17 protein-coding genes are annotated in these 14692 nt (G+C 41.2%); 12 read left to right on the top strand and 5 right to left on the bottom strand.

The window, feature by feature from the left end; all coding sequences use genetic code 11:
- Complete coding sequence (locus tag A7968_RS18400) at window positions 1-336, top strand: YdbL family probable chaperone protein (RefSeq protein WP_064668033.1); 336 nt, start codon at window positions 1-3, stop codon at window positions 334-336.
- Between the two features lie 20 nt (window positions 337-356).
- Here the strand turns inward: A7968_RS18400 and A7968_RS18395 are convergent, their stop codons facing one another.
- Entirely contained in the window at window positions 357-920 is a 564-nt protein-coding gene (locus A7968_RS18395) for a DUF1415 domain-containing protein (RefSeq protein ID WP_064668032.1), read from the bottom strand.
- Window positions 913-2196 (bottom strand): lipid IV(A) 3-deoxy-D-manno-octulosonic acid transferase, encoded by a 1284-nt coding sequence (gene waaA, locus A7968_RS18390; RefSeq protein WP_064668031.1) that lies wholly within the window; start codon window positions 2194-2196, stop codon window positions 913-915. Before waaA ends, A7968_RS18395 begins: the two co-directional genes overlap by 8 nt.
- Window positions 2197-2349: 153 nt before the next feature.
- Between waaA and A7968_RS18385 the strand changes: the two genes are divergently transcribed.
- Genes A7968_RS18385 through hldE form a run of 3 tightly spaced genes read left to right on the top strand, consistent with a single transcriptional unit; the run spans window position 2350 to window position 5903 of the window.
- Window positions 2350-3840, top strand: a complete 1491-nt coding sequence (locus A7968_RS18385; protein ID WP_064668030.1) for a capsule assembly Wzi family protein — start codon at window positions 2350-2352, stop codon at window positions 3838-3840.
- Between the two features lie 33 nt (window positions 3841-3873).
- Window positions 3874-4464 carry an SIS domain-containing protein gene (locus tag A7968_RS18380; protein ID WP_064668029.1) on the top strand — a complete coding sequence of 197 codons (591 nt, stop codon included), beginning with the start codon at window positions 3874-3876 and terminating at the stop codon, window positions 4462-4464.
- Entirely contained in the window at window positions 4464-5903 is a 1440-nt protein-coding gene (hldE, locus tag A7968_RS18375) for a bifunctional D-glycero-beta-D-manno-heptose-7-phosphate kinase/D-glycero-beta-D-manno-heptose 1-phosphate adenylyltransferase HldE (RefSeq protein ID WP_064668028.1), read from the top strand. Before A7968_RS18380 ends, hldE begins: the two co-directional genes overlap by 1 nt.
- A 3-nt stretch (window positions 5904-5906) precedes the next feature.
- Here the strand turns inward: hldE and A7968_RS18370 are convergent, their stop codons facing one another.
- Window positions 5907-6629, bottom strand: coding sequence for a 3-deoxy-D-manno-octulosonic acid kinase (locus A7968_RS18370; protein ID WP_064668027.1), 723 nt, complete (start codon window positions 6627-6629; stop codon window positions 5907-5909).
- A gap of 127 nt (window positions 6630-6756) precedes the next feature.
- Here A7968_RS18370 and A7968_RS18365 point away from each other — a divergent pair, with 127 nt between their 5' ends.
- From A7968_RS18365 to glpG, 6 genes are all read left to right on the top strand, one after another.
- Window positions 6757-7815 (top strand): glycosyltransferase family 9 protein, encoded by a 1059-nt coding sequence (locus tag A7968_RS18365; RefSeq protein WP_064668026.1) that lies wholly within the window; start codon window positions 6757-6759, stop codon window positions 7813-7815.
- Window positions 7812-8366: a D-glycero-beta-D-manno-heptose 1,7-bisphosphate 7-phosphatase gene (gmhB, locus tag A7968_RS18360; protein ID WP_064668025.1), complete on the top strand. Its 555-nt coding sequence runs from the start codon at window positions 7812-7814 to the stop codon at window positions 8364-8366. Before A7968_RS18365 ends, gmhB begins: the two co-directional genes overlap by 4 nt.
- 172 nt (window positions 8367-8538) lie before the next feature.
- Entirely contained in the window at window positions 8539-9735 is a 1197-nt protein-coding gene (locus A7968_RS18355) for a glycine C-acetyltransferase (RefSeq protein ID WP_064668024.1), read from the top strand.
- 54 nt (window positions 9736-9789) lie between these two features.
- Window positions 9790-10815, top strand: a complete 1026-nt coding sequence (gene tdh / locus A7968_RS18350; protein WP_054204359.1) for an L-threonine 3-dehydrogenase — start codon at window positions 9790-9792, stop codon at window positions 10813-10815.
- 66 nt (window positions 10816-10881) lie between these two features.
- Window positions 10882-11199, top strand: coding sequence for a thiosulfate sulfurtransferase GlpE (gene glpE / locus A7968_RS18345; RefSeq protein WP_064668023.1), 318 nt, complete (start codon window positions 10882-10884; stop codon window positions 11197-11199).
- Complete coding sequence (gene glpG, locus A7968_RS18340; RefSeq protein ID WP_064668022.1) at window positions 11196-12026, top strand: rhomboid family intramembrane serine protease GlpG; 831 nt, start codon at window positions 11196-11198, stop codon at window positions 12024-12026. The genes glpE and glpG overlap by 4 nt, the downstream gene beginning before the upstream one ends.
- Here glpG and A7968_RS18335 read toward each other — a convergent pair.
- The gene (locus A7968_RS18335; RefSeq protein ID WP_064668021.1) at window positions 12020-12427 is read right to left on the bottom strand and encodes a flagellar basal body-associated protein FliL; all 408 of its coding nucleotides are present in this window, start codon (window positions 12425-12427) and stop codon (window positions 12020-12022) included. The two genes, glpG and A7968_RS18335, sit on opposite strands and share 7 nt — an antisense overlap.
- Before the next feature lie 154 nt (window positions 12428-12581).
- On the opposite strand from A7968_RS18335, the gene A7968_RS18330 reads away from it, so the two are divergent.
- A complete protein-coding gene (locus tag A7968_RS18330) occupies window positions 12582-13127 on the top strand; it encodes a chorismate--pyruvate lyase family protein (RefSeq protein WP_064668020.1) in 546 nt (181 codons plus the stop codon).
- On the top strand, window positions 13124-14002 hold the full coding sequence (gene ubiA / locus A7968_RS18325; RefSeq protein WP_064668019.1) for a 4-hydroxybenzoate octaprenyltransferase: 879 nt from the start codon (window positions 13124-13126) through the stop codon (window positions 14000-14002). The genes A7968_RS18330 and ubiA overlap by 4 nt, the downstream gene beginning before the upstream one ends.
- 2 nt (window positions 14003-14004) lie before the next feature.
- Here ubiA and A7968_RS18320 read toward each other — a convergent pair whose 3' ends face one another.
- Entirely contained in the window at window positions 14005-14625 is a 621-nt protein-coding gene (locus A7968_RS18320; RefSeq protein ID WP_064668018.1) for a 2OG-Fe(II) oxygenase, read from the bottom strand.
- Between the last annotated feature and the right edge of the window lie 67 nt (window positions 14626-14692).

The raw sequence follows: 14692 nt of genomic DNA, 5'->3' as shown, positions 1-14692 counted from the left end.
ATGAGCAGAGTAAAAAATAAAAAACTAAACATAATCACGTTATTGAGCGCCGTTTGTTTGTCGTTTTCGGCGTGGGCTATTAGTTTAGATGATGCCAAAAACCAAGGTTTAGTAGGCGAAGACAGCTCGGGTTATTTAGGTCTTGTGGTACAAAATGCAGAGGCTAAAGCAGTTGTTGATGAAATTAACGCAAAACGTAAAGCACAATATTTAAAGCTTGCGAAAAAGAACAATTTGTCGCTTGCTCAGGTTGAAGCATTAGCGGCGGCAAAGACGATTGAAAAAACTCAATCCGGTCACTTTATTGAAGTGAACGGCGAATGGGTTAAAAAATAACGAAATGCTTAACCTAGCGCTTAGGCGCTAGGTTTTTTACACCCTGCAAGTAGCTGCTGCCAAAAATCAATGCCTTTACGGCGGGCTAAGTTGATATTGTGCTCAGGGATAGATTCAGGCTCGTCGTATTCATCTAATGCAGCGCTCATACTGGCTTCGCGAATTAAATGTAAGGTGGGAAAAGGTGCGCGGTTGGTATAGTTAGCTGCATCACTATCATCGCTATCAGCAAATACATAATCTGGGTGGAAGTTTGCTATTTGGTATTTGCTTTCAAAGCCTTGTGCTACTAACAGTGCATTGGCTAAATCCACTAAATCTAAAAACGCTTCAAAATCAGCAAAGCCCTGCTCAAACATTAGTAATGTTGTTTCACGTGCTGGTTGTCTTTCAAGTTCTATACACTGCTCAATCATTTCCATCACAGCATCATCAATGCGAGTGGCAAGGCTGGTTTGATAATGAATACAATTATTCTCAACTTCTTTGCGAGCGAAAGGGCAAAAGTTATATTTAACAATGACATTCGATACCCAAAGGCGGGTTTGCTGCTCTGCTAATGTGGTATTTATGAGTTTAGTCATTGTGAGGCTCTAAATATTTGTTAATGATATTGATGGTTTTGGCTATGGCGCCTTGATTATTTGCAACACATTGCGCAGCTTGTAAGCCTAACTGTTGGCAAAATACAGGTTGCTGGTAAAGCTTTATTAACTGCTCTGTTAAGCTTGTGACTTCGCTTACTAGGATACAACCCCCAAGCTTAATAAGCTCAGGATAAACATGGTTAAAATTATAGGTATGTGGGCCGCTTAACACCCCCACAGAAAAAGCCGCAGATTCTAGAGGATTGTGACCACCGCGCTCAATTAAACTCCCTCCAATATAACTAATGTTAGCCATGCCATATAAACATTGCAGCTCACCTAAGGTATCGCCAAGCAGTACGTGTTCATTTTGGTAGTTGTTGTGGCTGCGCCTGCTGAAGCTTAATGTCGAACTGGCAAGCAAGGCTGCTACCTTATCGAACTGCTCAGGGTGGCGTGGGGCTATGACTAGTAACGCATCTGGCGCAACTTCTAAAAGACGCTGATGTGCAGTTAAGATTAATTCATGCTCAATAGGGTGTGTGGAACCGGCAACCCAGATAAAACGTTGCTTGTTGTATTGGCTTTTTAGGGTATCGACTTTGTCTAACTGCTCGCTAGTTGGCTTTATATCAAATTTAATTGACCCCGTAATATGCACTTTTTTTGCATCAAGACCAAGTTCGATAAAGCGAGTGGCGTCGTCTTGATTGTGGCTCGCCAATGCGGAAATAGAATTCATCAGTGTACGTGTTAGCGGTGCTACTTTTTGGTAACCCTGCTGGGATTTAGCCGATAATCGCGCATTGAGTACTAGAACAGGAATATTACGCTGTTTACTTTGCGCAAGCAGGTTTGGCCAAAGTTCGGTTTCTAAAATGCATAATAATGATGGTTGGAGACTTTTTAAAAAACGCGCAGTGGCACAGGGAAAATCAAGCGGTAAATAGACACATCGCACTGAATCTTTAAAATTGGCGTGAATCTGCTCGCGTCCGGTAGGGGTGTTGCAGGTGAGCGTAATCGAATAGTCAGGCTGCTGATTTTGCAATTCTTTAATTAAAGGTGTTGCCGCAAGAACTTCACCAACTGACGCACAGTGAATCATAATTGTTGGCTTTTTACTTTGCGGGTTGTGCGTGCGAATGAAGCCGAATCGCTCCGCGAAGTGGGCACGATAACCTGCATTTTTTTTGCCTCTTAGTACATATAAATAAAAGCCTATAACTGGGCTTAGCAGATAAAGAGTAAGTGAGTAAAAAAAGCGTGCCATTTTCTAGCCTCGAATTATAAAGGTTAATGATAACGCGGATAACCATCAAGCAAAATGTGAAATTGTTAAAAATCGTTACACAAGCTAGTTTTGAGTGTTTAGTTGCGGCTAATTTGGTAATATTTCTCTACCTTTATGAAAAATATAGTCGTTATGAAATTCAAATTGATAAAAGCCGCGGTATTAACCAGTTTTATAAGTTGCGCATTCTCTTCATTTGCAACACCTACTGCATACTTACCGATAGGCATGGATGCACAGCTTGATCATCAGCTCGATACTTTATTTGCGCTTACTTCTGGCACGCCAATGGCCAAGCCTTATCGCTTAACGGAAGTTGAAGCGGCGCTTACTAAATTGCAAAACTCACAACCAAGTTTAGTGTCAGCAATACGTGCGAAAATAAAGCCTTATCAAGGTAGTGACAATATTACACGTGTTGGTGTAAAGCTTAGAGCTGATGGGGAGCAATCAACTAAACTTGCAAATCAACGGGGGGTTAGCTCTGATGAGTGGGGTCAGGTATTTTTTGAAGGTATTTGGCGCCCTAATGATTACAGTTTAGTGCAAGTAGGTGCTGATTATCGTGCCAAACAAAATAAATTAGTTAACTATAATAGTTTTGTTAGTTTTGCTGGCGATGATTTACAGCTGAATATTGGCTATAAAGAGCATTGGTTTTCACCATTTAAACAATCAGCACAAATTATTTCGACTAATGCACGAACTTCACCATCGATTTCATTAGGCATGGTGGCACCTGCGCACAATTGGTGGAACTTTGATTTTGAGCTTTATTACTCTGAACTTGAACATGTTGAAAAGGGTATTTTATATCAAGATGAACTACATGACGGCACACCACGTTTAGCCGGAACTCATATCAGCATTGAGCCTGTATCTGGCTGGAAGATTGGCTTAAATCGCATGATGCAGTTTGGCGGAGGGCCTCGAGAGGTTGGTTTTAGTGATGTAGTTAAGGCTTTTTTTGACCCCGCTGGTAATGATAATGCAGCAATGGTTGAAGGTGGTCGAGATAATGAGCTTGGGGATCAGTATGTCACTATAACGAGTAGTATTAATTTTGATTGGGGGATGCCGGCCGAGTTTTATTTTGAATACGGTGGTGAAGATACTAAAAATCATAAAAATTACCAATTTGGAAACACGGTTGCTAATGTTGGCTTGTTCTTACCGCTGTTAACAGATGAGTTATCATTTAGATATGAATATACCAACATGCATAGTTTATGGTATGTAAATGAAGTTTATCCTGTTTATGGTAACACCAAAGATGGCTTTAGCACTGGTCATTTTGCAGCAGATCAACGCTATTTAAATGAACATGCTGATGAGCCTTTAAGGGTATATGCGGATGCACCACCGACTCAGGTGCATTCATTAGAATTAGTTTACAATGCTAATTACAGCTCGCTTTGGCGAGCAAAAGTTACCACTATTGAAAATAAAAGTAATTATTTAAATGAATGGGGTCAAACAACGGCCGATTACGAAAAAGCTATTGAGCTGCAAATCAGCAATAACCGAAAATGGCAAGAATATAATATTGAAACTACGTTGACCTATGGTGAAGATGTATTTGGTGAAAACTATACGTGGCTATCTGTGGCACTTTTTTGGTAGTAGCTAGTCAGACTTATTTTAAGAGGATTACCCATGTCTAATATTGATTCTGTAGCGAGCAGCTACCTTGAAAGTTTAACCCGTCACCAACTATTGTTTGAGACGATGGAAACCTATCATCCGCAAGTAATGCAATTGCTTGAGGTGTGCCATAGTACTTTGCAAGCCGGTGGTAAAGTGATTTGGTTTGGTAATGGTGGCAGCGCAGCAGATGCCCAGCATTTAGCGGCGGAGTTTGTTGTACGTTACAAATTAGAACGTGGTCCGTTGGCATCAATGGCATTGACAACCGATACATCAATCTTAACCGCACACAGTAACGACTATCACTTTGATACGGTTTTTGAGCGTCAGGTTCTTGCGTTATGTAAGCCTGAGGATTTAGTGATTGGTTTAACTACCTCTGGTACTAGCGCTAATATCAATCTGGCGCTTGCGGCGGCAAATGAAATAGGCGCTTATACAGTTGCATTTACAGGCCGCGATGGCGGTAAAGTAAAAGATATCGCTAAGTTACCCATTATTATTAAAAATGACGAAACTGCGCGTATTCAAGAAGCACATATGTTTATTGGTCATTGGTTATGTGAAGCCATTGATATGGTTGTAGCGGGGCAGAGTTAATGGATTTAGGGCTGTTTAAAAACCTGTCGAACGCAAAAATATTAGTGGTTGGAGATGTAATGCTTGACCGCTATTGGCATGGTGATTCAGGGCGTATATCGCCAGAAGCACCAGTGCCTATAGTAAAAGTAAGTAAATTTGAAGATAAAGCGGGTGGCGCTGCAAACGTAGCAAAAAACATTGCCCGTTTAGATGGTAAAGTTGGCTTGTTGGGTTTGATTGGTGAAGATGAAAGCGGGCAAATCTTAGAGCGAATTCTTGCTGATGAACGTATAGATTCACAATTAGTGAGTGTTTGTGATTTGCCAACTATTTCAAAAATGCGCGTAATTAGCCGTCATCAGCAAGTTGTCCGCCTTGATTTAGAAGAGATGTTTACTGAGCAACACAGTCAACTACTTTTAAATCGTCTGCAATTAGTCTTAGATGACTACGATTTTGTATTGTTTTCTGATTACAATAAAGGCTCATTAAGCCTGATCCAACAAATGATTACATTAGCAAAAAATGCTGGAAAAACAGTATTAATTGACCCTAAATCAGCCGATTTGAATTTATATCGGGGCGCTGACTATATCACCCCTAATTTAAATGAGTTTAAACTCGCCGGTGGTAAAACGGATTCAGAGCAAAGCTTAACTGATAGCGCGCGGGCATTAATTAAAGATGCTGGTGTTGCAGCTATGCTGTTAACGCGCTCAGAGCAAGGCATGTCGCTGATCAGTGCTGATGAAAAACACGATTTTTCAGCGCAACAGCTTGAAGTCAGTGATGTTACTGGTGCTGGAGATACAGTTATTGCAACTTTGGCGGTGATGTTAGGTGCTGGCATGCAGCCAAAAGATGCGGTTGAAATTGCTAACCTTGCTGCAGGTATTGCAGTGAGTAAGTTAGGTGCTGCGACGGTATCGCCTGAAGAGCTAAGCCGTAAACTAGGTCAATATTTACAAAAAACCGGTGAGCATTATCAAACTCCATTTGATGATGTGTTGAAACACATTGAGTTTGCAAAACAAAATGGTGAAACTATCGTGTTTACCAATGGCTGTTTTGATATTCTTCATGCAGGGCATGTACGCTATTTAGCGCAAGCTAAAGCACGTGGTGACCGTTTAGTGGTTGGCTTAAATAACGATGAATCAATCACGCGTTTAAAAGGCCCTGAGCGTCCAATTAACCCACTTGATGAGCGGGCCATGGTGCTGAGCGCTTTGGCATCAGTTGATTGGGTTATTCCATTTGGTGCAGTTGAAGAAAACGATACACCCGCTAAATTAATTGAACTGATCAGCCCTGATATCTTAGTAAAGGGAGGCGATTACACGGTTGAGCAAATTGCCGGTGCTGAACATGTACTTCGCCATGGTGGAAAAGTAGAAGTCCTTGAATTTCTAAATGGCTGCTCTACGTCTAAAGTGATCAGTAAAATAAAGGCTTAACGGCTATATTTTTAGAGTGGACTGGTATGCTGTGTGTAACTGCTGCCAGTCGCTTGGTTGCCAATGCATGACTTGATTTCTGCCTTGCTCTTTATGAAATGAACGAGCAAGGCGAGTCATATTAGCTTGCTGCCAATGACTGGCAGGGGGTTTTAGTTCACCGCGGTCAAAGTCAATAATATATACCTCGCCCGTTTCATCAAAGAGAATGTTGTTAATATTCAAATCAGCGTGATACACGCCATGATTATGAAAATCCGCAATAGTATGAGCAATTTGCTCAAGCTCTTGTTTCGTTAAAGGGCGAGTTTTTAGTACATCCAGCACACTTTGCGCGCCAGTAATCGCTTGGGTAATAATATCGCCGCGGTATATTAAACCTTGTACACAGATCTTTGCTGCAATCGGCATCGGCACGTTTAAACCGAGTTTAATGAGTTGCATCATCAGCGCAAACTCTTGGTAGACACGCGTTTTTTCAACGCCTCTGTACAGGTATTGATCGCTTAATACTTTACCAACTAAACCGCCTCGCCAATAATGTCTAAGTACGGCTGTTAAGTCGTGATGGCAAAAAAACCATGCAGTAGCGCGACCTTTCTTCGCACCGACGATCTTACCTTGTTGTTGCCAATATTCATTATCAAACCAATTTAAGCTAACTTGAGCGCTGTACTCTGGGTGGCTTAAAATGATGTGCTCATTGATGGTTTGTTGATTAAACATAATGTATTTACTTAATTACAGGCGATAACGGTATCTTAACCTGTTTTAAAGCCTAGTATAAGTGCTTGCAATAGCGAGTAGTTAATTTAAGATCATCACAATTACCAAGCATACGCTAAGGACTTCTGTGACTGACTCAATTACCTATTCAGATATTTGTATTTTAAGACTCTCAGCAATTGGTGATGTTTGCCATGGTGTTTCAGCAGTACAAGCAATTCAAAAAGCGCACCCCAATGCAAAAGTTACCTGGGTGGTCGGCAACGTTGAAGCCATGCTACTGGCTGATTTACCAGGTGTTGAGCTGGTGGTGTTTGATAAAAAACAAGGCAAAGCAGCTTATCAGCAGCTAAAACAACAATTTAAAGGCCGTAAGTTTGATGTGCTACTGCATATGCAAGTGGCGCTTCGGGCTAACTTAGTGGCGCGTTGTATCCCTGCTAAAGTTAAAATTGGCTTTGATTGGGCGCGCTCAAAAGAGTTACATAGTTTATTTATTAATAAACGCATAGCACCACAGCAACACGCTCATGTGTTAGAAGGCTTCAAAGGTTTTGCGCAAGCGATAGGTGTTGCCGATTATCAACCTAGTTGGGAGATGCCTGTCAGCGAGCAAGATCAAACAACAGCGGATGAATTACTTGGAGCAGAGCGTTTAGCGGGGCGAATTTTTGTGATTTCCCCTGCTGCCAGTAAAAAAGAGCGTAACTGGCTTGCTGAGCGTTACGCAAAACTTGCCGAGCATGCACACAGCCAAGGTTTTCATGTGGTGATTACTGGCGGTCCAACAGCCCTTGAAGTGACGCTTAGCAATGACATTATCGCAGCTACCAGTACTCCCATTCTTAATTTAGTGGGTAAAACAAAGCTTAAAGAGCTTTTATGTGTTTTAAAGCGAGCGGCATTGGTATTAGCACCGGATACTGGCCCTGCGCATATGGCGGTAACCGTAGGCACTCCGGTGATTGGTTTATATGCGCATTCAAACCCTAAGCGTACTGGCCCTTATTTGTATCAAAATTACGTGGTTGAGGTTTACCATCAAAACTTACTAAAGCAAACTGGTAAAACGGCTGAACAATTACCATGGGGCACGCGGGTTAAAGGGAGTGACTTAATGGAACAAATAAGTGTTGATGATGTAACTTTGATGTTTGACCTAGTGGTTGAGAAAGAGCAGTTATGAACAATATTAATAAGGCCCTGTTTTTAGACCGTGATGGTGTGGTTAATATTGACCACGGTTATGTTTATGAGCCGGCCAAGTTTGAATTTGTACCAGGGGTATTTGCAGCATGTAAGGCATTTGTTGATGCAGGCTTTAAGCTGATCATAGTGACTAATCAGTCAGGTATTGGTCGAGGTTATTATTCAGAGGCTGATTTTCACACTTTAACTAAGTGGGTTATTACCCAATTTGCAGATCATGATGTAACTGTCACCGATGTTTATTTTTGCCCGCATCACCCGCAAAAAGCTTTACCAGCATATTTAAAAGATTGTGATTGCCGTAAACCTGCACCTGGCATGTTATTGCAAGGCATCACTGAGCATCATATCGATGCTGCACACAGTATTATGGTTGGCGATAAACTTAGCGATATGCAAGCAGCTAGCAAAGCGGCTATCGGCACTCGCGTACTTGTTCGATCAGGGCAGGAGTTTGATGCAGTCGCTATAGACTCAGCAGATTATGTGTGTGATTCGTTAGCAGACTTACCCTCAATACTCCTATAACTCAATTCTTTTATAGAGCTTAATGTAAACTGGCAGCATAAGTTGTCAGTTGCTTATTTATGCGATGAACTACAAACAGTGCATTTGTTTGGCTAAACTTTTACAATAGCGGCAAAGATGAGCCGTGTTAATTCATGTTCGCTCGCCCCGTTCAATAAATTGGAGATTTCAGATGAGAGCATCTGCGTTTTTTAGCCAGCTTCAGCAGCAAATTGATGAAGTAAAAGCCGAAGGTTTGTACAAAAATGAGCGAGTGATCACTTCACAACAGCAAGCTCAAATTCAAGTAGCTTCTGGCGACAAGGTTATTAATTTTTGTGCTAATAATTATTTAGGTTTGGCAAATAGCCCCGAGCTTATTCAAGCTGCACAAAACGGCTTAAATGACCATGGTTTTGGCGTTGCTTCTGTTCGTTTTATCTGTGGTACGCAAGATATTCATAAAACCTTAGAGCAAAAAATTAGTGCCTTTTTAGAAACTGAAGACACTATTTTATATTCATCATGCTTTGATGCTAACACTGGGTTATTTGAAACTATCTTAGGCGCTGATGATGCGATTATCTCTGATTCGTTAAATCATGCATCTATCATCGATGGCGTGCGTTTATGTAAAGCTAAACGTTTCCGTTATGCGAATAACGATATGGCGGATTTGGAAAAGCAGTTGATTGCAGCTGATGAAGCGGGTGCCAAAACAAAACTTATCGCCACTGATGGTGTGTTCTCAATGGATGGCGTTATCTGTAATTTAGAAGCCGTCTGTGACTTGGCTGATAAATATAATGCCCTAGTGATGGTTGATGACTCACATGCCGTTGGTTTTGTTGGCGAAAATGGTAAAGGCACACCTGAGTACTGCAACGTATTAGATCGCGTTGATATTATTACCGGTACCTTAGGTAAAGCCCTTGGCGGTGCATCAGGTGGTTATACATCGGGTAAAAAAGAAATTGTTGAATGGTTACGCCAGCGCTCTCGTCCGTATTTATTCTCAAACTCACTAGCGCCTTCAATTGTTACAGCATCAATCAAAGTACTGGAAATGCTGGAAAATGGCAGTGAGCTACGTGCCAAGTTATGGTCAAACGCAAAATACTTCCGTGAACAAATGGAAGCGGCTGGTTTTACCTGTGCCGGTAAAGATCACGCCATCATTCCTGTGATGTTAGGTGATGCTAAAGTTGCGTCTGCAATGGCTGATAAGTTATTAGCAGAAGGTATTTACGTGACTGGTTTTTCTTTCCCTGTTGTACCAAAAGGCCAAGCACGTATTCGTACACAAATTTCTGCTGCGCACAGTATTGAGCAATTAGATACAGCAATTGACGCCTTTACCCGTATTGGCAAAGAAATGGGCATTATCTAATTAATTTATTTTAAACCGTCGCCTTGGCTGCGGTTTTTTTATTGAGTGTGATTCATGAAAGCATTATCTAAATTAAAAGCAGAACCAGGCATTTGGATGACTGATGCGCCAAAACCTGAAGTAGGTCATAACGATTTATTAATCAAAATTCGTAAAACGGCTATTTGTGGTACTGACGTACATATTTACAAGTGGGATGAATGGGCGCAAAACACTATTCCTACTCCTATGGTTGTAGGCCACGAATATGTAGGTGAAGTGGTTGATATGGGCCAAGAGGTGCGTGGTTTTAGCGTTGGTGATAGAGTTTCAGGCGAAGGTCATATTACCTGTGGTCATTGCCGTAACTGTCGCGCTGGGCGAGTCCACCTATGCCGCAATACAACCGGTGTAGGCGTTAACCGCGAAGGGGCATTTGCTGAGTATTTAGTGATCCCAGCATTTAATGCATTTAAAATTCCTGACAACATCAGCGATGAATTAGCATCAATTTTTGACCCATTTGGTAATGCAGTACACACTGCGCTGTCGTTTGATTTGGTGGGCGAAGATGTGTTGATCACAGGTGCAGGGCCAATTGGTATCATGGCCGCCGCAGTTGCAAAACATGTTGGCGCACGTCATGTAGTAATTACTGACGTTAATGAATACCGCCTAGATTTAGCCCGTAAAATGGGCGCGACTCGCGCAGTTAACGTGGCTAATGAGAAACTTGAAGATGTGATTAAAGAGCTGGGTATGACCGAAGGCTTTGATATAGGGCTTGAAATGTCAGGCGTGCCAGTTGCATTTAATGGTATGTTAAATAACATGAATCACGGTGGTAAAATTGCCATGCTCGGTATTCCACCGTCTGATATGGCGGTTGATTGGAATCAAGTGATTTTTAAAGGCTTGGTGATCAAAGGGATTTATGGCCGTGAAATGTTTGAGACTTGGTACAAAATGGCCAGTCTTATTCAGTCAGGGCTTGATCTAAACCCAATCATCACTCATCAATATTCAATAGATGACTTCCAAGCTGGCTTTGATATGATGATTTCAGGCCAATCGGGTAAAGTAATTCTTAACTGGGATTAATTATCCACTTGTTAAGAAAATTAAAGGCGGCATTTGTCGCCTTTTTTGTAATTATAAGAGAGTACTATGGCATTTAAGCATATTTCAATTACCGAAACTCAAGCGCTACTTAACAAAGATGATGTTGTGATTGCTGATATTCGTGATCCTAATTCTTATCAGGCAGGGCATATTCCGGGTTCAGAGCATTTATCAAATGCTAATATTGGCGAATTTATGATGAACAAAGAATTCGATCAGCCAATTATTATAGTGTGTTATCACGGAATGAGTTCACAAGGTGCGGCTAATTACCTATCGGAGCAAGGCTTTGAAGATGTGTACAGTATGGATGGCGGCTTTACCCAGTGGGAAGCACAACTACCAGAGCAGGTTGAGCGATGATAGAGCTTGGTAGTATAAATAACCCCCGTGCTGCGCAAGGTTTTATTGATTATATAAAAAGCCAAGGGATACAAGGTGAGTTACGCTCAGCAGATGGCACCACGGTAATTATTTGTGTTGCCCCTGAGCACTTTCATCAAGCGCAATCATTATGGCAAGCATTTGTTGAAAACCCAAACCATGCACGCTACCAAGAGGCATCATGGCAAGTTGGCAGTACTGAATCGCCATTGACTTACCAAGGCCAAGGATTGAATTTAAAAGCACGCTTTAAAGCACTCAGCTGGTTAAATCAAACGGTCACTTTATTATGTGTGGGTATTTACATTGCCTTCTTACTCGGTGGCTTTGAGTCAATTTATAGCGTATTACAGTTTAAACCCGATCAACCATTAACTTGGCTGACACCAGCAATTGTCCATTTTAGTGCGGTGCATTTAGTGTTTAATATTATGTGGTGGATCATGCTCGGCGATGGTATTGAAAAACTCAGTGGTAAAAGTACTTTAATAGGGCTATTTTTAGTGGCCGCGCTATTTAGTAATTGGGCTGAGTTTATTATGGTTGGCCCTAACTTTGGCGGCTTAAGTGGTGTTGTATATGGTTTACTTGGCTTTTGCTGGATCCATCGGGTATTGAACCCACAACAACCGGCTTTAGTAACCAATGGTATTATCGGTTTTATGTTAATTTGGTTAGTACTTGGCTTTGCCGATATGCTGTTTGTAAGTATGGCTAACTGGGCACACTTAGGTGGCTTATTAAGCGGTATGGCTTATGCGTTTACCGCTCAGTTATTTACTAAAAATACCGTTAAACCTCAATGATAAAGGTATTTAGTAAATAATACTTCGCGGATGATCTCTTGCCCTGTTTCTTGTTTTAGCAGGGTTTTGAGTTTTTCCGCGCAGCGCTTTCTGATCTCTTCACGGCCAGTCAGTGATTTAATTTTTTCTTCAGACTCTTTGGATAGAATTTCTACTAAGGCATCTCTAAGTAACGGGGTGTGATGTTCAACAATAGCAATCGTTGACATATCGCTGAGCATTAGATCTACAGTAATACGCACATATCCTAACTTTTTATTATTTTGGCCAATATAGTTAGTAATAATATCGGGTTCAAAACCAAAGTAGCCGACAGTCGATTCTGCACGGCTTATAAAGCTGCTAAATAAGCTAATAAACAACGTGCTAATTAATATACCTGCGTATAGCGTTTTTTTCATATTCAGTAATAAGCCCTGCAATTAATAGTTATTAGTCTATACGTAATAATAGCTAAGATACAGGCTGGTGAAGCTATTATATTCATTAATCATCACTTTTTCCTAAGCGCGGGCAGTGGTATCATTTACAAGGTTGTTATTAAATAGAGTTATCGTGATCACTTTTCCTGTTTCTGTAGCTGCAAATTGGCAGCTAGGCACATCAATCAATTCTTTGTCGGGCAATGAGCAAGACTGGTTACTTGAACCTAACTCATTGACGGCTAAATTAAAGCAACATTGCAGCGAATTTTCCGTTCAAGTATTGAATGAAAAAACCTTTTCACTAACCCCTGCGCAACAACAACTATTAGCATGCTCTCAACCTTTAGGTATTAATCGTGAAGTTTTATTGCTTTGTGACGCAAAACCTATGGTTTATGCACAAAGTTGGCTACCAGTAACAGAAGATATGCAGCAGCAACAATTATTGGCGCTGGGAGACAAGCCGTTAGGTGATGTGATTTTTCAACATCCAGAACTTAAACGTACCGAAATAGAAGTTGCGCAGTTTGATTGCCAGCATCCTGTGCAGCAGCTTGTCAGCCAATATTCAGAGGTAATAAAGCCGTTATGGGGACGTCGCAGTGTATTCTCATTAGCACAAAGTCGTTTTTTAGTCGCTGAGATTTTTTTACCAGAAGCTTATCTATACTTATGAAATTAGCCGCCTTACATACCGCCCATTTACCTTATTATAAGCAATTAATGCGCACAGATAAGCCCATTGGTACCTTACTGTTATTGTGGCCGACTTATTGGGCTCTGTGGCTGGCAAGTGATGGCATGCCAAGTTTGCTGCACTTCGTGGTGTTTAGTTTGGGTGTATTTGTAATGCGCAGTGCAGGGTGTGTAATCAATGACTTTGCTGACCGTAAAATTGATGGCGCGGTAAAGCGTACCGCACAAAGACCTCTCGCTGCAGGATTGGTCAGCAGTGGTGAAGCCCTGAGCTTATTTTTGTTACTGATCCTTATTGCATTTATATTGGTGTTATTTTTAGGCTGGCAAACCATTTTACTTTCATTTGGTGCGCTATTACTGGCGTTTAGCTACCCATTTATGAAGCGTTACACTCAGTTACCGCAAGTCGTATTGGGAGCTGCATTTGGCTGGGCTATTCCCATGGCATTTATGGCGGTGACAGGCACTACACCTTTACTTGCTTGGCTGCTGTTTACGGCAAATATTGCCTGGACTGTTGCTTACGATACTATGTACGCCATGGTCGATAGAGACGATGACTTGAAGATTGGGGTAAAATCAACGGCAATATTGTTTGGCAACGCCGATCGCATCATTATTTTTGTGTTAAATGGTATCTTTGTCGGTCTATTAGCTGTAATTGGATACATGAGCCAACTAGCACTGCCGTATTGGTTAGGTCTATGCGCAGCGAGTGGGTTTTTAGTTTATCAACAATTGCTGATCCATAATCGCAATAGAGAACACTGTTTCAAGGCTTTTTTAAACAATCATTATGTCGGTATGGTGATATTTATTGGTTTAGTGGCATCCTTGCCATTTAACTTATAAATTTAGCGAGGTGGATCAATAACACCACTAATTGAAGTGTTTTTCCTAAACCAGCCTGCGACAGAATAACGATTATCGACTGTAGGTAATACTTCATGCATAAAGCGCTCGCTCTCAAACATCACCAACGTACCGGCTGTTGGTCGAATAGTGATTTCAATGTCTTTACTTTTTGGCTTATAAATCACAAGCTCACCACCTGATTGCACAGTATTTAAATAAAATACCGTCGTAAACACACGGTTAGAGCGCCCTTTAAATGCGTCATAGTGCTTTTTGTAAAAGTCACCCAGTTGATATTTGGCGTAGTGACATTCATAGTCAAATAAACCCAAAAAGAAATATCTATTCAAATTTATTCTAATGTCTTCCAGCGCTGCTTGGTAATCAATTTGGGCTTGGCTGGTGCCATCAAACCAAAATGTTTTATCAGTACGAATGCTTTTATCTATTTGTAAGTCTTGCTGACGGCCAATGCCTGCTAATTTAAAGTTGGGGTTAATACGATAACAATCTTGCATCAATGCATTAGTCAGTGTTGTATCAAACATATTTTCGATCACGGCGTAGCCACGCGTTTCTATGTCAGTTAAATAACGTCCAGGGATCAGGTTGAGGCTCATTAATTGTACTATATAGCAGTGAAGGGGCGTAGTTTAGCTTAAAAACAACAGAAGGTACTACTGTAGA

The organism is Pseudoalteromonas prydzensis, from assembly GCF_001661495.1.
GTDB lineage: Bacteria > Pseudomonadota > Gammaproteobacteria > Enterobacterales > Alteromonadaceae > Pseudoalteromonas > Pseudoalteromonas prydzensis.
The sequence above is the reverse complement of the archived record's forward strand: the minus strand, read 5'-3'. Positions and strand labels throughout refer to the sequence as shown.